A 19,495-nucleotide genomic window follows, 5' to 3' on the forward strand; every position below is an offset into this window, starting at 1 on the left:
GCGCGGGCCGAGACTCTCGGGAAGGCGCTACGTGAGTCCCAACGGCTCCGACCGCTCGTCGCGGCGCCCGATGCGGCGGAAGCTGCTCCAGGTGCTGACCGCGGGCGTGGTCCTGGCGACCGCCTCTGGTTGCACATACAAGGACTTCCCCCGCCTGGGAATGCCCACCCCGGTAACGGAGGAGGCGCCCCGGATCCTCTCCCTCTGGCAGGGCTCGTGGGCGGCAGCGCTCGTCACGGGCATCCTGGTGTGGGGGCTGATCATCTGGAGTGTCATCTTCCACCGGCGCAGCCGCACCAAGGTGGAGGTACCTCCGCAGACCCGGTACAACATGCCCATCGAGGCCCTGTACACGGTTGTTCCGCTCATCATCGTTTCGGTGCTCTTCTACTTCACCGCGCGTGACGAGACGAAGCTCCTGGCCCTCTCCAAGCCCGCCCACACGGTCAATGTGGTCGGCTACCAGTGGAGCTGGGGCTTCAACTACATCGAGAACGTGGCAGGCTCCACGGGTGACGCCAAGGCCGACAAGAACCTGGGCGCCATTCCGGACAAGTACCGCGCGGACTTCCCGGCGAACGCGGGCGGCGTCTACGACGCCGGTGTCCCGGGCACCCGGAACCCGCAGACCGGCAACCCGGGCCCGACCCTGTGGCTGCCCAAGGGCGAGAAGGTCCGGTTCATCCTGAGCTCTCGCGATGTCATCCACTCCTTCTGGGTGCTGCCCTTCCTGTTCAAGCAGGACGTCATCCCGGGGCACACCAACGTCTTCGAGGTGATCCCCACCCGTGAGGGCACCTTCAGGGGCAAGTGCGCGGAGCTCTGCGGTGTCGATCACTCCCGGATGCTCTTCAACGTCAAGGTCGTCTCCCCGGAGCGCTACCAGCAGCACCTGAAGGAGCTGGCGGAGAAGGGGCAGACCGGCTACATCCCGTCGGGCATTGAGCAGACGGACCCGGCCAGGAATGCGGAGAAGAACCAACTGTGAGCATCCTCAACGAACCTCAGGGTGCCGCCGCAGCAGCTGACGACTCGTACGAGAACGAGCTGCCGGTACGGCGCAAGCAGCCGGGCAATGTGGTCGTGAAGTGGATGACCACCACTGACCACAAGACCATCGGCACGATGTACCTGGTCACGTCGTTCGCGTTCTTCTGCATCGGCGGACTCATGGCGCTCTTCATGCGCGCCGAGCTGGCCCGTCCCGGCACGCAGATCATGTCGAACGAGCAGTTCAACCAGGCGTTCACGATGCACGGCACGATCATGCTGCTGATGTTCGCGACGCCGCTGTTCGCCGGATTCGCGAACTGGATCATGCCGCTGCAGATCGGCGCGCCCGACGTGGCGTTCCCGCGGCTGAACATGTTCGCGTACTGGCTGTACCTCTTCGGCTCGATCATCGCGGTGGCCGGCTTCCTCACCCCGCAGGGTGCGGCCGACTTCGGTTGGTTCGCCTACTCCCCGCTGTCGGACGCGGTCCGCTCGCCGGGTGTCGGCGCCGACATGTGGATCATGGGTCTGGCCTTCTCCGGCTTCGGCACGATCCTCGGTTCGGTCAACTTCATCACCACGATCATCTGCATGCGTGCTCCCGGCATGACGATGTTCCGGATGCCGATCTTCGTCTGGAACGTGCTGCTGACCGGTGTGCTGGTCCTGCTCGCCTTCCCGGTGCTGGCCGCCGCGCTCTTCGCGCTGGAGGCGGACCGCAAGTTCGGTGCGCATGTCTTCGACGCGTCCAACGGCGGCGCGTTGCTGTGGCAACACCTCTTCTGGTTCTTCGGCCATCCAGAGGTGTACATCATCGCCTTGCCCTTCTTCGGCATCGTCTCGGAGATCATCCCGGTCTTCAGCCGCAAGCCGATGTTCGGTTACATCGGCCTGATCGGCGCGACCATCGCGATCGCCGGTCTGTCCGTGACGGTGTGGGCTCACCACATGTACGTCACAGGCGGCGTGCTGTTGCCGTTCTTCTCCTTCATGACCTTCCTGATCGCGGTACCGACCGGTGTGAAGTTCTTCAACTGGATCGGCACCATGTGGAAGGGCTCACTGTCCTTCGAGACACCGATGCTCTGGACGATCGGCTTCCTGGTCACCTTCACCTTCGGTGGACTGACCGGCGTCATCCTGGCCTCGCCCCCGATGGACTTCCACGTCTCCGACTCGTACTTCGTCGTCGCGCACTTCCACTACGTCGTCTTCGGCACCGTGGTCTTCGCGATGTTCGCCGGTTTCCACTTCTGGTGGCCGAAGTTCACGGGCAAGATGCTGGACGAGCGGCTCGGCAAGATGACCTTCTGGACGCTGTTCATCGGCTTCCACGGCACGTTCCTGGTGCAGCACTGGCTGGGTGCCGAGGGCATGCCGCGTCGATACGCCGACTACCTGGCCGCCGACGGCTTCACCACGCTGAACACGATCTCGACGATCAGCTCGTTCCTGCTCGGCATGTCGGTCCTGCCGTTCTTCTACAACGTCTGGAAGACCGCCAAGTACGGCAAGAAGGTCGAGGTCGACGACCCGTGGGGCTACGGCCGTTCGCTCGAATGGGCGACGTCCTGCCCGCCGCCGCGGCACAACTTCCTCACCCTGCCGCGGATCCGCAGCGAATCCCCGGCGTTCGACCTGCACCACCCGGAGATCGCGGCGCTCGACCAACTCGAGAACCACGGCGCCGGCAGCACGGCCATCACCGGCGGTAAGGAGGCAGGCAAGTGAGGATCCAGGGCAAGATGTTCCTCTGGCTGAGCTTCTTCATCCTCGTCATGGCGACCGTCTATGGCGTGTGGTCGCAGGAGCCGGCCGGTACCACCGCGCTCTTCCTGGCCTTCGGCCTGAGCATCATGATCGGCTACTACCTGGCCTTCACGGCCCGGCGAGTGGACGCCATGGCGCAGGACAACAAGGACGCCGACGTGGCGGACGAGGCCGGCGAGGTGGGGTTCTTCTCCCCGCACAGCTGGCAGCCGCTCTCGCTGGCCGTCGGTGGTGCGCTCGCGTTCCTCGCCGTCGCGATGGGCTGGTGGATCCTGTACTTCTCGGCGCCGCTGATCCTGGTCGGCCTCTTCGGCTGGGTGTTCGAGTACTACCGCGGTGAGAACCAGAACCAGTAGCACTGCGTCAGCAACGCACGGGACGGGCCCGGGTCCCCCTCACTCCTGAGGGGGACCCGGGCCCCCTCCATTTGCAGTCACTCGGCGCGCCGTTGCCGAGTGATCTTCATAACGTGTGCTTATGAACCACACGCCGCACATCCGCACCGTCCTCAGCTGCACTCTGCTGGTCGTCTCCCTCGGGGCGGGCGCGACCGCGTGCGTCGGCTCGGACAACCCGCTCGCCGCCAAGCCCTTCGACGCCTCCGAGCAGGTCTCCTTCAACACGCCCTCCGGGAACGAGAAGGTGGACCCGGACAAGCCGCTGGAAGTCACCGCCGAGGGTGACGGCGGCCGCATCACCGACGTGACCGTCATAGATGACTCCGGCCACTTCCTCGCGGGCGAACTCGACGCCGACGGCACCCGATGGCGTTCCACCGGCTCCCTGTCGGCCGGCGCCAAGTACACCGTGAGGGTGGCCACGGAGGACGCGAACGGCGCCCCAGGCGTCCGTACGCTGACCTTCGAGACCGCACCCGCCTCCAAGTTCCTGACGGTCACGTTCGGCCCCAAGGCGGGCACGTACGGGGTCGGCCAGCCCATCACCGCCGAGCTCAGCCTCCCCGTGAAGGACAAGGCGGCCAGAGCCGTCGTCGAACGCGCCCTGAAGGTCCAGTCCAGCCCCGCCGTGGAGGGTGCCTGGTACTGGGTGGACGACAAGAAGCTGCACTTCCGCCCCAAGGAGTACTGGCCCAGCGGCGCGACCGTGAACGCCGTCAGCAACCTCCAGGGCGTCAAGGTCTCCGCCAAGCTCTACGGCGGCGCCTCGAAGGCGTTGAAGATCACTATCGGGGACCGCATCGAGGCCATCACCGACGCCGGATCGCACCAGATGACGGTCGAGCGCAACGGAGAAGTGATCAAGACCATTCCGGTGACCACCGGCAAGCCCGGCTTCTCCACCCGTAACGGAATCAAGGTGGTGCTCGCCAAGCAGTACTTCGTACGCATGCGCGGTACCAGCATCGGCATAGCGGAGGGCAGTGCCGACTCCTACGACCTGCCCGTCTACTACGCGACACAGGTCACCTGGAGCGGTGAGTACGTGCACGCCGCGCCCTGGTCCGTCGGCTCACAGGGCTACGAGAACGTCAGCCACGGCTGCACCGGGATGTCCACCGGCAACGCCGCGTGGTTCTTCGAGACCGTCAAGGAGGGCGACATCGTCAAGGTCGTCAACAGCGCCGGTGACGAGATGGACCCGTTCGGCAACGGCTTCGGCGACTGGAACCTTGACTGGGAGAAGTGGCTCAAGGGCAGTGCCCTGGTGGCCGGCACCCCGGACGGCAGCAGCGCCGCCGACGCGGCACGGCTGCGTCCTGAGGTCTGACCGGCGCGGGCGCTGCTCACGCCTCCACGGCGAGTCGGCCGCGCAGCAGAGCGGCCAGTGTGTCCGCGAACTCCACCGGGTCGACCGGAAGGGTCACCGCGGCCTCAGCGCGGCTCCAGGTGGCCAGCCAGGCGTCCTGCGGGCGGCCGATCAGCAGCAGCACGGGCGGGCAGTTGAAGATCTCGTCCTTGATCTGCCTGCAGACACCCATGCCGCCCGCAGGAACCGTCTCTCCGTCCAGGACGCAGACGTCGATACCGCCCTCGTCCAGCCGCTTCAGTACGGCGGGAAGGGTCGCGCACTCGACGAACTCCACCGGGGGAACATCGGCCGCAGGCCTGCGTCCAGCCGCCAGGCGCACTTGCTCGCGCGTGTTGGCGTCGTCGCTGTAGACCAGGACCGTGGCGCTCGACTGCATTGTTCCTCCGAATCGACGGCGGCACTGCATCAGGAACCGATGCGCGGATGCTACTCCGATCAACTGGCTGTCAACAGCTGTTCGGACATGGCTTCGATGGGCCGTTCGGGCTGGACAGAGCCCACTGACACACCGAACGGCACCCCCCGGAGTGAGGGCGGGATAAGCGACCGACATAATGTCGGTCGTGGCGACAGCAACGACAGTAGAAACCGGGCACGCGCACCCGTCGGTCAATCGGCCGAACCTCACCAGCGTCGGAACCATCATCTGGCTGAGTTCCGAGCTGATGTTCTTCGCGGCCCTCTTCGCGATGTACTTCACCCTGCGATCGGTGACGGGCGCAGAGCACTGGAAGGAAATGGCTTCGGCCCTCAACTTCCCGTTCTCGGCGACGAACACCACGGTCCTGGTGCTCTCCTCCCTCACCTGCCAGCTCGGCGTATTCGCCGCGGAGCGGGGCGATGTGAAGAAGCTCCGCGCCTGGTTCGCGCTCACCTTCGTGATGGGTGCGATCTTCATCGGCGGTCAGGTCTTCGAGTACACCGAGCTGGTCAAGAAGGACGGCCTCTCGCTGTCCTCGGACCCGTACGGCTCGGTGTTCTACCTGACCACCGGCTTCCACGGCCTGCACGTGACGGGCGGCCTGATCGCCTTCCTGCTGGTCCTCGGCAGGACGTACGCGGCCAGGAGATTCACTCACGAGCAGGCAACCGCCGCCATCGTCGTGTCCTACTACTGGCACTTCGTCGATGTCGTCTGGATCGGCCTCTTCGCCACGATCTACATGATCAAGTAACGGCGCGGGCACTCGCTGCCTGAAGCAGACACAGTCCAGAAGCATCGACGCAGAAGATCCTGACACCGGGGTAATCCGTGAAAAAGCTCTCCTCACGACGACGCCATCCGCTGGCGGCGGTCGTCGTCCTACTCCTCGCGCTGGCGGCAACTGGGGGGCTGTACGCCGCGTTCGCACCCGCGGACAAGGCGCAGGCCGATGAAACCGCCCAGTCCCTCGCCATCAAGGAGGGCAAGAAGCTCTACACCGTCGGCTGCGCCAGCTGCCACGGACCCGGCGGTGGCGGCTCCTCTGACGGCCCGCCTCTGGTCGGCGTGGGTTCCGCCGCGGTCGACTTCCAGGTCGGTACCGGCCGGATGCCGGCCCAGCAGCCCGGCGCGCAGGTGCCGAAGAAGAAGGTCATCTACTCGCAGAGTCAGATCGACCAGCTCGCGGCGTACATCGCCTCCCTCGGCGCCGGTCCGATCACGCCGACCAAGAAGCAGTACAGCCCCGAGGGTGCGGACATCGCCAAGGGTGGCGACCTGTTCCGTACCAACTGCGCCCAGTGCCACAACTTCACGGGTGAGGGCGGTGCCCTGACGAACGGCAAGTACGCCCCGAGCCTTGAGGGCGTGGACCCCAAGCACGTCTACGAGGCCATGCAGACCGGCCCGCAGAACATGCCGTCCTTCCCCGACACCACGATGCCGGAGAAGCAGAAGCAGGACATCATCGCGTACATCCAGACCGTGAACGGCGAGGACTCCGAGAGCCCCGGTGGCCTCAAGCTGGGTGGCCTCGGCCCCGTCAGCGAGGGACTGTTCGGCTGGGTCTTCGGACTGGGTGCGCTGATCGCAGTCGCCATCTGGGTCGCGGCCCACACCGCTAAGGCCAAGAAGTCATGAGTAGCCAAGAGATTCCAGAAGAGAACCTGCCCACAGCGCAGGACGACGCCGCGCACGGCGCGGTGGAGGTCGCGGAGGATCCGTTCGCGGACCCGGGCCTGCCGGCGCACAAGCCGCGTGTCCAGGACATCGACGAGCGGGCAGCCAAGCGCTCCGAGCGCACGGTCGCCTTCCTGTTCACGCTGTCGATGCTGGCCACGATCGCCTTCATCGCCTCGTACGTGATCTTCCCGGTCAACGAGATCGTCTACATCTGGCCGTTCGGCCATGTGAGCTCTCTCAACTTCTCGCTGGGCATGACGCTCGGCGTCGCGCTCTTCTGCATCGGCGCGGGGGCGGTCCACTGGGCCCGCACCCTGATGTCCGATCAGGAAATCGCCGACGACCGTCACCCGATCGAGGCCGAGCCCGAGGTCCGGGCCAAGGTCATGGCCGACTTCGCGGCCGGTGCCGAGGAGTCCGGCTTCGGCCGGCGCAAGCTGATCCGCAACACCATGTTCGGCGCGCTGGCCATGGTGCCGCTCGCCGGTCTGGTGCTGCTGCGTGACCTGGGCCCGCTGCCCGAGAAGAAGCTGCGCGTGACGATGTGGGAAAAGGGCAAGCAGCTCATCAACATGAACACCAATGAGCCGCTGCGTCCCGAGGACGTCGTCGTCGGTTCGCTGACCTTCGCCATGCCCGAGGGCCTGGAGGAGGAGTCGGAGGACTTCCAGAAGCAGATCGCCAAGGCGGCGCTCATGATCGTCCGGATTCAGCCGGACGACATCAAGGACAAGCGCGAGCTCGAGTGGTCGCACGAGGGCATCGTGGCGTTCTCGAAGATCTGCACGCATGTCGGCTGTCCGATCAGCCTGTACGAGCAGCAGACGCACCACGTGCTCTGCCCGTGCCACCAGTCCACCTTCGACCTCGCCGACGGCGCCCGCGTCATCTTCGGCCCGGCCGGTCACCGCCTTCCGCAGCTGCGGATCGGCGTGAACGCCGAGGGCAACCTCGAGGCGCTCGGCGACTTCGACGAGCCTGTCGGTCCTGCCTTCTGGGAGCGCGGATGAGTACTGCAGCAGAGTCCAAGCGCAAGGCGCCCGCCGGCGAGCGGGTGGCCGACTGGGCGGACGGCCGGCTCGGGATCTACGGCCTGGCCAAGGCCAATATGCGCAAGATCTTCCCGGACCACTGGTCCTTCATGCTCGGTGAGATCTGCCTCTACAGCTTCATCGTCATCATCCTCACGGGTGTGTATCTGACGCTGTTCTTCCACCCGTCGATGAACGAGGTGGAGTACCACGGCAGTTACATCCCGATGCAGGGTGTGCGGATGTCGGAGGCGTTCTCCTCGACGCTGGACATCAGCTTCGACGTCCGCGGTGGTCTGCTGATCCGGCAGATCCACCACTGGGCGGCCCTGATCTTCGTCGCGGGCATGCTCGTCCACATGATGCGCGTCTTCTTCACCGGCGCGTTCCGCAAGCCGCGCGAGGTCAACTGGCTGTTCGGCTTCCTGCTGCTGGTGCTCGGCATGTTCACCGGCTTCACCGGCTACTCGCTCCCGGACGACCTCTTGTCCGGTACGGGTGTCCGCTTCATGCAGGGCGCGATCCTGTCGGTGCCGATCGTCGGCACGTACCTGTCGATGTTCCTCTTCGGCGGGGAGTTCCCCGGCGGCGACTTCGTGGCCAGGTTCTACTCGGTCCACATCCTGCTGCTGCCCGGCATCATGATGGGCCTGCTGGTGGGACACCTGATCCTGGTGTTCTTCCACAAGCACACGCAGTTCGCCGGTCCCGGCCGGACCAACAAGAACGTCGTCGGCATGCCACTGCTGCCGATCTATATGGCCAAGGCCGGGGGCTTCTTCTTCCTGGTCTTCGGTGTCATCGCGGTGGTCTCGGCGGTCGCCTCGATCAACCCGATCTGGGCAATCGGTCCCTACCGGCCGGACCAGGTGTCCACCGGCGCCCAGCCCGACTGGTACATGGGCTTCTCCGAGGGCCTGATCCGGTTCATGCCGGGCTGGGAGATCAACGCCTGGGGTCACACGCTCGTCCTGGGTGTGTTCATCCCGCTGGTGATCTTCCCGCTGGTGCTGGTGGCGATCGCGGTCTACCCGTTCATCGAGTCCTGGGTCACCGGCGACAAGCGCGAGCACCACATCCTGGACCGCCCGCGCAACGCCCCGACCCGTACCGCCTTCGGTGTGGCATGGCTGACCTGGTACTTCGTGCTGCTGATCGGTGGTGGAAACGACATCTGGGCCACCCACTTCCACCTCTCGATCAACGCGATCACCTGGTTCGTCCGGATCTTCTTCTTCGTCGGACCGGTCATCGCCTTCGTCATCACCAAGCGGATCTGCATGGGTCTGCAGCGTCGCGACCGGGACAAGGTGCTGCACGGACGCGAGTCCGGCATCATCAAGCGTCTGCCGCACGGTGAGTTCGTCGAGGTCCACGAGCCGCTCAGCCAGGGCGCCCTGCACACGCTCACGGTGCACGAGCAGTACGAGCCGGTCGAGATCGGCCCGACGGTCGACGAGAATGGTGTCGTGCGCAAGCCCACCCTCAGCCAGAAGCTGCGGGCCAAGCTGAGCAAGAGCTACTACGGCGAGGGGAACCAGATCCCCAAGCCCACGGCCGACGAGTTCAAGGAGATCACGAGCGGCCACGGCCACCACTGATCCCACCCGATCGCGTGCCGCGGTCGCCACAGCGGGAGCCCCGTCCATTCGCCGGACGGGGCTCTTCGCCGTGCCCGGGGCTGGATAGGGTGGGAGCATCCCTGTTCGGCTGTGGACCCTGGAGTGGACCATGAACGTTGTGACCCCGGTTGGCGGCGACAGCGTGGCGGCCCACTCCTGGCCGGGCGTGCTGGAGGCCCTCCTCAGCAACCGCGACCAGAGCGCGGATGCCACCGCATGGGCCATGGACCGCATCCTCAGCGGCGAGGCGACGAACGCCCAGATCGCCGGTTTCGCGGTGGCCCTGCGGGCCAAGGGGGAGACGGTCGAGGAGATCTCCGGTCTTGTACGGACCATGTACGCGCACGCGAACCTGATCGAGGTGCCCGGGCCCAGCGTCGACATCGTCGGCACGGGCGGCGACGGGGCCAAGACCGTGAACATCTCCACGATGTCCGCGATCGTGGTCGCCGGGACCGGCGCGAAGGTCGTCAAGCACGGCAACCGCGCCGCGTCCTCGGCGAGCGGCGCGTCCGACGTACTGGAGAAGCTCGGCGTCAATCTGGAACTGACCCCGCAGCGGGTCGCCCAGGTCGCCGAGGAGGCGGGGATCACCTTCTGCTTCGCGGTGAAGTTCCACCCGGCGCTCAGGCATGTGGCGGCCGCCCGCAAGGAACTGGGCATCCGCACCACGTTCAACTTCCTCGGCCCGCTCACCAACCCGGCGAAGGTGAAGGCTCAGGCCACCGGCGTCGCGGACGCCCGGATGGCGCCGATCATGGCCGGAGTGCTGGCCGAGCGCGGATCCTCGGCGCTGGTGTTCCGGGGCGACGACGGCCTGGACGAGCTGACGACGACGGCCACGTCGCGCGTGTGGGTCGTGCGGGACGGGACGGTGCGCGAGGAGGCCTTCGACCCGCGGGACATCGGCATCGACCTGGTGCCGGTGGAGGCCCTGCGGGGCGCCGACGCCTCGTTCAACGCGGATGTCGCGCGCCGGCTGCTGAGCGGCGAGACGGGGCCCGTACGGGACGCGGTGCTGCTGAACGCGGCCGGGGCGCTGGTCGCTCTCGCGCCGGGGGAGGGGTCGCTCGCCGAGCAGCTCTCGGCCGGGATGGCGAAGGCAGCGGAGTCGATCGACTCGGGTGCGGCGAACGCGGCGCTCAAGCGGTGGGTGGCTGTCAGCAACGCCTAGGGCCTGTCGTTCGGATCTTGCCGGGCTCGCGTGCCCTGGCACGCTCCCCCACAGCCTTCGGCGTGGGAGGGGCCCCCACCCCCGTAGCCCTTCGGGCACGGGAGGTGCCCCCATGCTGCGTTGTCGTCGGTCGCCGACGCTCCGCGTCGGCTCTCCCCCTGCCTTCGGCGGGGGGACCCCCATCCTCCGGCCTGCGATCGCACGCACCAGACCCCGCTCACTGATCCGGCCTGATCCAAACGACAGGCCCTAGTACGCCCCTGCGGGCGACGGACTTCGCGGCGCGGCCTCGGGGGCGCGGGACTTCGGGGCGCAGCCCCTGGTCCCGCGTCCCGGGATGCGGACACGGTTTGCGGCGACGCGAACGGCTGGCATACTTCTCGGCAGGTCATGAGCGACAGCGATTAAGCCCCGGCTCGCTGTCCGGCAACCCTCCGTCCGTGGCGGGGTGCCCCGGGTGAAGACCAGGCCGCAGGCAGCAAGGTCTGCGGCAAGCGCGGACCCCTGCACACCCTGGGGTCCTGGTCCTCAAGGGAGCAGTCTCGTGAGCAAGCGAATGCGATAGGGCTTCACAAGCCCCCACTTCAGTACGCCTCCGCGCGGCGATCGCCGTGCAGTCGAGGCAACCCCCGTGCGGCGAGCGGCCGTTGAGCGCCCGCACGGGTCTGCCGAAGCCACTCCGCCTTCCTGCCGGGAGATACCGCCATGTCCGCACGCCCGAACGCCGTTGCCACCGCCGCGTCTTCTGCCTCCTCCGCCTCCTCCGCCGCGTCCGCCGTCTCCGACTCCTCCGCCTGCTCCGAGTCCGCCGACCCCGCCTGCGCGGCGCCGCTGCCGGTGCTCGGCCGCGATGTGACCGTCCCGCTGGTCACCGGCGGCGAGGTCACCTACGCCGCTCTCGACTACGCGGCCAGCGCCCCGGCCCTGCAGCGGGTGTGGGACGACGTCGCCGCGTACGCGCCTTACTACGGCAGCGTCCACCGCGGCGCCGGGTACCTCTCGCAGCTGTCCACCGACCTTTTCGAGAACAGCCGGGTCACGGTCGCCGAGTTCCTCGACTGCCGCCCGGACGACCAGGTCGTCTTCACCCGCTCGACCACGGACTCCCTCAATCTGCTGGCGGCCGTGATCCCCGCGGACTGCGAGGTCTTCGTCTTCGAGACCGAGCACCACGCCTCGCTGCTGCCGTGGGGGTCCCCCCACGCCGCAGGGCGTAGGGGGAATGACGCCCGGGTGACCTATCTGAACGCCCCGCGCACCCCGGCCGAGGCGGTCCGCACGCTGGAGCACGCGCTCGCCGGCCGTGACCCGTACGGCCCCGCGCTGGTCTGCGTGGCCGGCGCGTCGAACGTCACCGGTGAACTGTGGCCCGTGAAGGAGTTGGCGGCCGCGGCGCACGCGCACGGCGCGCGGATCGTCCTGGACGCGGCTCAGCTCGCGCCGCACCACCCGGTCTCCGTGCAGGACCTGGATGTCGACTGGGTCGCCTTCTCCGGGCACAAGCTGTACGCGCCGTTCGGCTCGGGTGTGCTCGCGGGCCGCGCGGACTGGCTGCAGGAGGCCGAGCCGTACCTCGCGGGCGGCGGCGCCTCGCGGAAGGTGGCCCGCCGTACGGACGGCGGCGTGGACGTCGACTGGCACACCACGGCGGCCCGCCATGAGGCCGGCTCGCCGAACGTGATCGGGGTCTACTCCATCGCCTCCGCCTGCAAGGCGCTCACCGAGGCCGGTTTCGACCAGCTGGTGGCGCGGGAGCAGCAGCTCGTGGCGAGGGTGCGCGCGGGCCTCGCGGAGGTCGCGCAGGTGAAGGTCCTCTCGCTCTTCGGCGACGAGGCCCCGCGCGTGGGCGTCATCTCGTTCGTGGTCGAGGGCTGGAACAGTTCGCACTTCGCGGCGGCGCTCTCGGCGGAGTACGGCATCGGCGTCCGGGACGGCCTGTTCTGCGCCCACCCGCTGGTCCGCACACTGCTCGGCACCGACCCGCAGGACCCGGGCGAGTGCGGCGCCCCGGAGGCCGAGCCTGGCGAGCGCTCGCTCAACGCGATCCGGGTCAGCTTCGGGGCGGGTACGCCGGACGAGCACGTGGAGCGCTTCGTACGGGCGGTGAAGGAACTGGTCGCGGACGGCGCGAAGTGGACGTACCACACGGAGGACGGCCGCTGCGTCCCGGCAGTCTGACCCGAGGCCCGGCCCCCGGCCCCCCGTGCGCCTCGGGCTGCGGCCGCACCTTCAGCCCCGTGGGGGTCCCCCGGACGAAGTCTGGGGGAGATTGAGGCGCGGGGTCCGGGGCGGAGCCCCGGTTATGGGAAGGGGCGGGCAGGGGAAAGATCAGCCCGACGCGCGGCCGAGCCGCACTCCCGCACCCCCCGCCGGAGGCGCTACGCGTCGAGGCCGATCGCGAACGCCGCCTCCAGGTCGTGCTGGGAGTACGTACGGAACGCGACATGCGTGTCCGTGCCCTCCACCCCCGGGATCTTGCTGATCCGGCCGGGGATGACGTCCGCCAGGTCTTCGTGCTTGGCCACCCGCACCATGGCGATCAGGTCGTACGTGCCGGTGACCGAGAAGACCTCGCTCACGCTGTCGAGCGCGGCGATCGACTCGGCGATCTCGGGGATGCGGTCCACGCTGGTCTTGATGAGCACGATCGCGGTGATCACGGCTGGCGTTCTCCCTCAATGGCCGCTGCTTGGGCCTTCACTCTAGTACCACGGCGGAAACGTCCCCAGGCGTACAGAAACCCCACCCCGAACCCCACCAGATGCGCCAGATACGCCACCCCAGGACCGCTGCCCGCGCCCTGGGCGGCCAGCCATTGCAGGACGAACCAGAAGATCAGCACGATCCACGCGGGGAAGCGCAGCGGCAGGAAGAAGAGGAACGGGAAGAGACTGGTGACCCGGGCCTTCGGGAAGAGGTAGAGGAACGCGCCGAGCACCCCCGAGATCGCCCCGGACGCCCCCACCAGGGTCTGATCGGATTCGGCGTTGGCCACCGCGTAGGCGAGCAGCGCGAGGTAGCCGCAGCCCACATAGAAGAGGGCGAACTCCAGCTGCCCGACGCGTTCCTCGGCCATCGCCCCGAAGACGTAGAGGAAGAGCATGTTGCCGAGCAGATGCAGCCAACTGCCGTGGACGAAGAGGGCGGTGAGCGGGGTGAGGAGGGCGTCGGGGGAGCTGCTGATCAGTTCTGCGGGGATCACGCCCCACCGCTCGAAGTACCCGCTCTGCGCGGCGAGCAGCGCGTCACCGGTGCCGTACACCGGATTGAGGCCCGAGACCGGACTGATCACGAACACGGCACAGCAGACGGCGATCACGCCGTATGTCACCGCGGGCCCGGTGACCGCGCCCCGGACCGCACCCCGCCAACCGATCATGGACAGAGCATGGCGTAGTGGGACCGAACGGTACAGGGTGCCTCGCCGCGCCCTGGGGTACCTGCGAGGCCGTAGGGTTACGGGCAGTACACCCGCAGTTCGACGGCGCACAGCGGCACCCGCACCCCTGCACGACGAAAGAGGACGGCACGATGACGACGGTTCCCTCGCCGACCGCCACGACCCGCTGGCGCTGCACGCTCTGTGGCAACCTCACGCGCTTCGACGTCACCCGCTCCTCGAAGGTCGTCGAGTACGTCCATCTGGACCTGGCCGGAGAGCCGACGGTCGAGGAGCGCGAGGTGGTCAGTGAGACCATCGAGTCGGTGCGCTGCCGTTGGTGCAATGCGGTGGACCAGATCGAGCTGGTGGACAGGCCGGGCGCCGGCTCCTGAGGGAGCGGCCCGAACGGGTAGTGGGGTGACGGATCGTGGAGCAGCCTGAGAACGGCGCCGAGCCGGCCGGTGCGGCCGGTGACGCGGCCGAGGCGCTCGACCGCCCGCTGCCGGAAGGCGTACGGCGCAGAGTCGTTGCGCTGGTCTCGGACGCGTTCGGCGGCCTGACCGTCGCCGAACTTCCCAACCAGCTGCGGCAGTACGCCCGATTCACCCCGACTCGTCGCGCCAAATTCGCGGGCAACGCGATGGCTGCCGCCCTGGAGAACGACCCCGTTTTCCGCCAGCGCATCGGCGAGCGGCTCAGCCGGGCGCAGCCGGAGCTGTCCGCCGCGCTGGAGTCCGGATCGCCCCCTGCGGCCGCCGATCCGGTCGATGTGGCGGCCGCGGCATATGTCCTTCGGCCCACCGGATGGGTGAAACTTGTCGCCGCCGCGGGCGAGGAGGCCCAGCGCGCCGACGCCGAGCGCGCGGACGAGGCCGGGCGGCGCGAGCTGGAGCGGCTGCGTGAGGAGCTCACCGAGGCGCGCGGGCTGATCAAGAGCGAGACCGAGCGGCTGCGTACGGAGCTTGAGGCGGCACGCAGGGAAGCCGAATCGCTTCGCCGCAGGCTGCGCAGCGTCGAGAACGACATGAAGCGCGCAGCGGCCGCTCTGCGCAGCAGGGACGCCGACATCGAGTCGATCAGGTCGGAGGCCGCCGCCCACGTCTCGGCGGCCGAGAGTGAGAGCCGGCGGCTCAAGGCGCGCCTCGGGGAGGCGGAGGCGGCCGTCGAGGCGGGCCGCCGGGCCGCCCGCGAGGGGCGCTCGATCGAGGACATGCGGCTGCGGCTGCTGCTGGACACCGTGCTCGACGCGGCTCAGGGGCTGCGCCGTGAACTGGCCCTGCCGCCGGCCGCCCTGCACCCGGCCGACACGGTCGACGCGGTCGAGCCGGGCCGGATGTCACCCAAGGACATCGCGGCCCGCGCGCTGTCCGAGACCGACCCCGCGCTGCTCGACCAGCTCCTCGCGCTGCCCCAGGCGCATCTGGTGGTGGACGGCTACAACGTCACCAAGACCGGCTATCCGACGATGCCGCTGGAGAAGCAGCGGCTGCGGCTGCTCGGCGGGCTCTCGGTCCTGGCGGCGCAGACGGGCGCCGAGATCACCTGTGTCTTCGACGGGGCCGAGCTGGCGGCCCCGGTGCTGCTCGCGCCGCCGCGCGGGGTGCGGGTGCTGTTCTCCAAGCCGGGCGTGAGTGCCGACGAGCTGATCCGTCAGCTCGTCCGCGCGGAGCCGCCGGGCCGGCCCGTGGTGGTGGTCTCCACCGACCGGGAGGTCGCCGACGGAGTGGCGAAGGCGGGCGCCAGGCCCGTCACGTCCGCCTTGTTGCTGAAGCGGCTTTCGCGGGTCTAAATAACTCCCGTGGCTAATGCCCGAATTCGCACCCATCTCGGCTGAACGTAGTGTCAAGTGGCCACTACTACGCGTGTGATGTGAGTAAAGAAACGCTCCGTGACGGAGATTTTTCTCGACAGGATTTGAACTGATCACGAGAAGGTCACTAGGGTCGGGCCTCGAACCTTCGCGCGGTTGATCGCCCATCCGGGGTGAACAGCGAAGGTACCGCCGAATCTGTGCAGTTCAGCCTGTTTTGCGGGGGTGCTGAACGCGCGGAGCCGGGGATTCAACCCCCCACAGCCCGGTAGGCGGCTCGAGGAAGAAGGAGCTCGCCTTCGTGGCGTCCCACCGTCGACCCAAGCAGCCGAGCCGCACCCGCGTGACCGTGCTCACCGCGACCGCCGCCGCGGCCGTAGCCCTGACCTCCCAGGCCGCACAGGCCCAGCCGACGCCGAGCAAGAGCGAGGTCAAGGAGAAGGTCGACAAGCTCTACGAAGAGGCGGAGAAGGCCACCGAGAACTACAACGGGGCCAAGGAGCAGCAGGAGAAGCTCGAGAAGGAGGTCGACGCGCTGCAGGACAAGGTCGCCCGCGGTCAGGACGAGCTCAACACCCTGCGCGACGGCCTCGGTTCGGTGGCGAGCGCCCAGTACCGCTCCGGCGGCATCGACCCCGCGGTGCAGCTGTTCCTCTCCTCCGACCCGGACACCTACCTGGAGAAGGCCTCCGCGCTGGACCAGCTGGGCGCCAAGCAGACCGAGGCGCTGGCCGACATCCAGGCCAAGCAGCGGACCCTCGCGCAGCAGCGCAAGGAGGCCCAGGACAAGCTGGGCGACCTCGCCGACACGCGCAAGCAGCTGGGCGCCAAGAAGAAGGAAGTCCAGAGCAAGCTCGCGGCCGCGCAGAAGCTTCTCAACTCGCTGACCGCGGCGGAGCGCGCCGCGCTTTCCGCCGACGAGTCCCGCGCCAACCGCGACAACTCGCGTGCGGACCTCGGCAACTCGGTCCCCGCCTCGCAGCGTGCGGGCGCGGCCTTCGCCGCCGCGCAGAGCAAGATCGGTTCGCCGTACGTCTACGGCGCCTCGGGCCCCAGCTCCTTCGACTGCTCCGGGCTGACCTCCTGGGCGTACTCGCAGGCCGGTGTCTCCATACCGCGCACCTCCCAGTCGCAGGCCAACGCCGGTACGCGTATCTACTCGCAGAGCGGGCTCCAGCAGGGCGACCTGGTCATCTTCTACGGCGACATGCACCACGTCGGCCTCTACGCGGGCAACGGCCAGGTGCTGCACGCCCCGAAGCCCGGCGCCAGCGTGCGCTACGAGTCGATCGGCAACATGCCGTTCCAGTTCGGCGTGCGTATCTGACACGCGCCGCGCCCGCCCAAACGGGCGAATTACGTCAACTCCAACTGACGTCGCGCCCCGCCGGTGACCTGTGGTCTCCGGCGGGGCGTCACTTTGTGTGCCCATAACGGTCTTTGGACGCTGTGTGCTCGCACGGCTACTGTCTGCCGCGCAACATCCCTCGTACATGTCGTACAGCGGAAGGGAGCGCGGCCCGTGGCGTCCCACAGACGGCCCTCACAGCCCGGCCTCACCCACACTGCCCGGGGCACCGTCCTGTCCGCGGCGGCGGCAACCGCCGCCGCGGCTCTCGGCGCCGCCCCGGCGAGCGCCGACCCGCAGGACACGACGGAGACCACCCGCACCCGGGTCGACCGGCTCTACGAGGAGGCCGAGCAGGCCACCGAGCAGTTCAACAAGGCCGGCGAACGGGTGGAGCGGCTGCGCGAGCAGGTGGCGCAGGCGCAGGACAGCGTGGCCCGCGGCCAGGAGCGCATCAACCGGATGCGGGGAGCGCTCGGTTCGGTGGCGGGCGCGCAGTACCGCTCGGGTGGCATGGACCCCGCGCTGGCCCTGCTGCTCTCCGAGGACCCGGACAGCTACCTCGACAGGGCCGAGACCCTGGACCGCATCGGCGCGCTCCAGACGACCGCACTGCACGATCTCCAGCGGGCGCAGCGACGGCTCGGCCAGGAGCGCGCGGAGGCCTCGCGCGACCTTGCCGAGCTGGAGCGCAGCCGGGTGGTTGTCGCCCGCCACAAACGCACCGTCGAGCGCAAACTCACCGAGGCGCAGCGGCTGCTGAACTCCCTGCCGTCCGCGGACCGCGCCGGCTACGGCAGGGCCTCGCGCTCCGGCCGCGACGCGATGCCCGAGCTCTCCGGCCTCGCGCCCGCCTCCGCGCGGGCGGCCGCCGCGGTGATGGCGGCCCGCAGCGCGGTGGGCCGCCCGTATGTGTGGGGCGCCAACGGGCCCTCGGGCTTCGACTGTTCGGGCCTGACCCAGTGGTCGTACGCCCAGGCGGGAGTCGCGCTGCCGCGCACCTCGCAGGCGCAGCGGTACGCGGGCCGGCAGGTCTCGCTGTCCGAGGCCCGGCCCGGCGACCTCGTGGCATACCGCAGTGACGCGAGTCATATCGGGATGTACATGGGCAACGGCCAGGTCGTCCACGCGCCCTATCCCGGGGCGCCGGTGCGCTACGACCCGGTCGGCATGATGCCCGTCTCGTCGGTCACCCGCGTCTGAGGCCCCGTTCCGTTCGGCGCCGCGTTCCGTACGATCGGCACTGTGGCAGGTCAGGGGCGCGCACGGCGCCGGGCGATACGGCACGCGGCGGGTCTCGTACTCGCCGCGGCCCTGCTGGCGTCCGGCTGCGTGGCCCCCGAGGCGTCGGACACCACCGTGCGCGACATCCAGCGCACGCTCGAAGAGCGCGCCGCCGCCGTCGTCGGCCACGACGAGAGCGCCTATCTGGAGGCCGTGGACCCCGCTGCGGGGTCGCTGCTGACGGTGGAGCGCCGGGAGTTCCGCAATCTCGCGGATGTGCCGCTGAGCTCCTGGGAGTACCGGCTGGGGGATGTGAAGCGGCAGGGCACACGGGCGGTCGCGCAGGCCGAACTGCGCTACCGCATAGCCGGTTACGACACGGCTCCGGTGACCGCGTCCCGCACGCTGGAGCTCACCCGACACGACGGCCGCTGGTACGTGACGGCCGACCGCGCGGGCAAGGGCGGCGGCCGCCAGCTCTGGCAGCAGGGCGAGGTCGAGGTGGTGCGCGGCAGGCGGAGCCTGGTCCTCGCCGTCGGCCAGGACAGCAAGCGGCTGCGCGCGGTCGCCGCGACCGCGGACCGGGCCGTACCGGCCGTCTCGGCAGCCTGGCCGTCCCCCTGGGCCGGGCGCGTCGTCGTCATGGTCCCCGCATCGCTGGACGCCATGGGAGAGCTGCTGGGCGCGCCCTCGGCCGGGTACCGGGGGATAGCGGCGGTCACCACGGGCGAGACCGGCGCGGCGGGGGCGGCGCCCGCGGACCGGGTGATCGTCAACCCCGAGGCGTACTCGGTGCTCGGCGACTACGGCCAGGGCGTCGTGCTCGCCCATGAGACCACCCATGTCGCCACCCGCGCGTACACCTCGGCGGCCACCCCGATGTGGCTCTCGGAAGGCTTCGCGGACTGGGTCGCGTACCGCGGCACGGGCAGCACCACCGGCCAGATCGCCCCCGAACTCCAGCGCGCGGTCCGGCGCGGCGACCTGCCCGCCGTGCTGCCCGCCGACGCGGACTTCGCCTTCAGCGGCGACGGGGACAGGCTGGCGCGGGCGTACGAGGGCGGCTGGCTGGCGTGCGAACTGATCGCGGAGCGCTGGGGCGAGCAGAAGCTGACCGACTTCTACCGGGCGGCCGGCCGGGGCAAGCACCGAGCGAGCGCGGTCGAGAAGGCCATGGCGGACGTGCTGGGGACGGCGCCCGCGGACTTCACGGTGCGCTGGCGGGAGTATCTGCGGGAACGCCTGGACGGCTGAGCCGGGCGTCCAG

General features: G+C 68.9%; 18 protein-coding genes and 1 riboswitch. Of the genes, 15 read left to right on the forward strand and 3 right to left on the reverse strand.

Features of this window, described 5'->3' with window-relative positions; all coding sequences use genetic code 11:
* Nucleotides 1–31 precede the first annotated feature (31 nt).
* The 4 genes from ctaC (at nucleotide 32) to OG905_RS29820 (ending at nucleotide 4,491) form a co-directional block, all read left to right on the forward strand.
* Complete coding sequence (gene ctaC, locus OG905_RS29805; RefSeq protein WP_328678688.1) at nucleotides 32–988, forward strand: aa3-type cytochrome oxidase subunit II; 957 nt, start codon at nucleotides 32–34, stop codon at nucleotides 986–988.
* Nucleotides 985–2,724: an aa3-type cytochrome oxidase subunit I gene (gene ctaD / locus OG905_RS29810; protein WP_328678689.1), complete on the forward strand. Its 1,740-nt coding sequence runs from the start codon at nucleotides 985–987 to the stop codon at nucleotides 2,722–2,724. The genes ctaC and ctaD overlap by 4 nt, the downstream gene beginning before the upstream one ends.
* Nucleotides 2,721–3,119 carry a cytochrome c oxidase subunit 4 gene (locus OG905_RS29815; RefSeq protein ID WP_328678690.1) on the forward strand — a complete coding sequence of 133 codons (399 nt, stop codon included), beginning with the start codon at nucleotides 2,721–2,723 and terminating at the stop codon, nucleotides 3,117–3,119. The genes ctaD and OG905_RS29815 overlap by 4 nt, the downstream gene beginning before the upstream one ends.
* 121 nt (nucleotides 3,120–3,240) lie before the next feature.
* A complete protein-coding gene (locus OG905_RS29820) occupies nucleotides 3,241–4,491 on the forward strand; it encodes a L,D-transpeptidase (protein WP_328678691.1) in 1,251 nt (416 codons plus the stop codon).
* A 16-nt stretch (nucleotides 4,492–4,507) separates the two neighbouring features.
* On the opposite strand, the gene OG905_RS29825 is transcribed toward OG905_RS29820, so the two are convergent.
* Nucleotides 4,508–4,909, reverse strand: a complete 402-nt coding sequence (locus tag OG905_RS29825) for a hypothetical protein (protein WP_328678692.1) — start codon at nucleotides 4,907–4,909, stop codon at nucleotides 4,508–4,510.
* Between the two features lie 178 nt (nucleotides 4,910–5,087).
* On the opposite strand from OG905_RS29825, the gene ctaE reads away from it, so the two are divergent.
* The 6 genes from ctaE to OG905_RS29855 all read left to right on the forward strand — a co-directional run bounded on the left by ctaE (nucleotide 5,088) and on the right by OG905_RS29855 (nucleotide 12,642).
* Nucleotides 5,088–5,708, forward strand: coding sequence for an aa3-type cytochrome oxidase subunit III (ctaE, locus tag OG905_RS29830; protein ID WP_328678693.1), 621 nt, complete (start codon nucleotides 5,088–5,090; stop codon nucleotides 5,706–5,708).
* Nucleotides 5,709–5,785: 77 nt separating this feature from the next.
* Nucleotides 5,786–6,595 (forward strand): cytochrome bc1 complex diheme cytochrome c subunit, encoded by an 810-nt coding sequence (qcrC, locus tag OG905_RS29835; protein WP_328678696.1) that lies wholly within the window; start codon nucleotides 5,786–5,788, stop codon nucleotides 6,593–6,595.
* Nucleotides 6,592–7,647 (forward strand): cytochrome bc1 complex Rieske iron-sulfur subunit, encoded by a 1,056-nt coding sequence (gene qcrA / locus OG905_RS29840; protein WP_328678697.1) that lies wholly within the window; start codon nucleotides 6,592–6,594, stop codon nucleotides 7,645–7,647. The genes qcrC and qcrA overlap by 4 nt, the downstream gene beginning before the upstream one ends.
* Entirely contained in the window at nucleotides 7,644–9,269 is a 1,626-nt protein-coding gene (gene qcrB, locus OG905_RS29845) for a cytochrome bc1 complex cytochrome b subunit (RefSeq protein ID WP_328678699.1), read from the forward strand. Before qcrA ends, qcrB begins: the two co-directional genes overlap by 4 nt.
* A 130-nt stretch (nucleotides 9,270–9,399) precedes the next feature.
* Complete coding sequence (trpD, locus tag OG905_RS29850) at nucleotides 9,400–10,464, forward strand: anthranilate phosphoribosyltransferase (RefSeq protein WP_328678700.1); 1,065 nt, start codon at nucleotides 9,400–9,402, stop codon at nucleotides 10,462–10,464.
* 386 nt (nucleotides 10,465–10,850) lie between these two features.
* Nucleotides 10,851–10,967, forward strand: a riboswitch (SAM riboswitch).
* A gap of 202 nt (nucleotides 10,968–11,169) precedes the next feature.
* Nucleotides 11,170–12,642, forward strand: a complete 1,473-nt coding sequence (locus OG905_RS29855) for an aminotransferase class V-fold PLP-dependent enzyme (protein ID WP_328678702.1) — start codon at nucleotides 11,170–11,172, stop codon at nucleotides 12,640–12,642.
* 200 nt (nucleotides 12,643–12,842) lie between these two features.
* On the opposite strand, the gene OG905_RS29860 is transcribed toward OG905_RS29855, so the two are convergent.
* Complete coding sequence (locus tag OG905_RS29860) at nucleotides 12,843–13,124, reverse strand: Lrp/AsnC family transcriptional regulator (RefSeq protein ID WP_328678704.1); 282 nt, start codon at nucleotides 13,122–13,124, stop codon at nucleotides 12,843–12,845.
* Nucleotides 13,121–13,843 carry a rhomboid family intramembrane serine protease gene (locus OG905_RS29865; RefSeq protein WP_328678706.1) on the reverse strand — a complete coding sequence of 241 codons (723 nt, stop codon included), beginning with the start codon at nucleotides 13,841–13,843 and terminating at the stop codon, nucleotides 13,121–13,123. Before OG905_RS29865 ends, OG905_RS29860 begins: the two co-directional genes overlap by 4 nt.
* A 152-nt stretch (nucleotides 13,844–13,995) precedes the next feature.
* Here OG905_RS29865 and OG905_RS29870 point away from each other — a divergent pair, with 152 nt between their 5' ends.
* The 5 genes from OG905_RS29870 (at nucleotide 13,996) to OG905_RS29890 (ending at nucleotide 19,482) form a co-directional block, all read left to right on the forward strand.
* Nucleotides 13,996–14,238 (forward strand): hypothetical protein, encoded by a 243-nt coding sequence (locus OG905_RS29870; RefSeq protein ID WP_266477291.1) that lies wholly within the window; start codon nucleotides 13,996–13,998, stop codon nucleotides 14,236–14,238.
* A gap of 35 nt (nucleotides 14,239–14,273) precedes the next feature.
* On the forward strand, nucleotides 14,274–15,635 hold the full coding sequence (locus tag OG905_RS29875; RefSeq protein WP_328678707.1) for an NYN domain-containing protein: 1,362 nt from the start codon (nucleotides 14,274–14,276) through the stop codon (nucleotides 15,633–15,635).
* A 322-nt stretch (nucleotides 15,636–15,957) separates the two neighbouring features.
* Nucleotides 15,958–16,983 carry a C40 family peptidase gene (locus OG905_RS29880; protein WP_328678709.1) on the forward strand — a complete coding sequence of 342 codons (1,026 nt, stop codon included), beginning with the start codon at nucleotides 15,958–15,960 and terminating at the stop codon, nucleotides 16,981–16,983.
* Nucleotides 16,984–17,178: 195 nt separating this feature from the next.
* Nucleotides 17,179–18,207 carry a C40 family peptidase gene (locus OG905_RS29885; protein WP_328678710.1) on the forward strand — a complete coding sequence of 343 codons (1,029 nt, stop codon included), beginning with the start codon at nucleotides 17,179–17,181 and terminating at the stop codon, nucleotides 18,205–18,207.
* Nucleotides 18,208–18,249: 42 nt separating this feature from the next.
* Complete coding sequence (locus OG905_RS29890) at nucleotides 18,250–19,482, forward strand: hypothetical protein (protein WP_328678711.1); 1,233 nt, start codon at nucleotides 18,250–18,252, stop codon at nucleotides 19,480–19,482.
* The last annotated feature ends 13 nt before the right edge of the window (nucleotides 19,483–19,495 follow it).

Origin of the sequence: Streptomyces sp. NBC_00322 (assembly GCF_036147535.1) — a bacterium.
Taxonomy (GTDB): domain Bacteria; phylum Actinomycetota; class Actinomycetes; order Streptomycetales; family Streptomycetaceae; genus Streptomyces.

Excerpts from the sequence above, each read along its gene's own strand:
- OG905_RS29820 (WP_328678691.1), top strand. The coding sequence starts at position 3,241 with ATGAACCACACGCCGCACATCCGCACCGTCCTCAGCTGCACTCTGCTG.
- OG905_RS29825 (WP_328678692.1), bottom strand. The coding sequence starts at position 4,909 with ATGCAGTCGAGCGCCACGGTCCTGGTCTACAGCGACGACGCCAACACG.
- ctaE (WP_328678693.1), top strand. The coding sequence starts at position 5,088 with ATGTCGGTCGTGGCGACAGCAACGACAGTAGAAACCGGGCACGCGCAC.
- qcrA (WP_328678697.1), top strand. The coding sequence starts at position 6,592 with ATGAGTAGCCAAGAGATTCCAGAAGAGAACCTGCCCACAGCGCAGGAC.
- qcrB (WP_328678699.1), top strand. The coding sequence starts at position 7,644 with ATGAGTACTGCAGCAGAGTCCAAGCGCAAGGCGCCCGCCGGCGAGCGG.
- trpD (WP_328678700.1), top strand. The coding sequence starts at position 9,400 with ATGAACGTTGTGACCCCGGTTGGCGGCGACAGCGTGGCGGCCCACTCC.
- OG905_RS29855 (WP_328678702.1), top strand. The coding sequence starts at position 11,170 with ATGTCCGCACGCCCGAACGCCGTTGCCACCGCCGCGTCTTCTGCCTCC.
- OG905_RS29865 (WP_328678706.1), bottom strand. The coding sequence starts at position 13,843 with ATGATCGGTTGGCGGGGTGCGGTCCGGGGCGCGGTCACCGGGCCCGCG.
- OG905_RS29870 (WP_266477291.1), top strand. The coding sequence starts at position 13,996 with ATGACGACGGTTCCCTCGCCGACCGCCACGACCCGCTGGCGCTGCACG.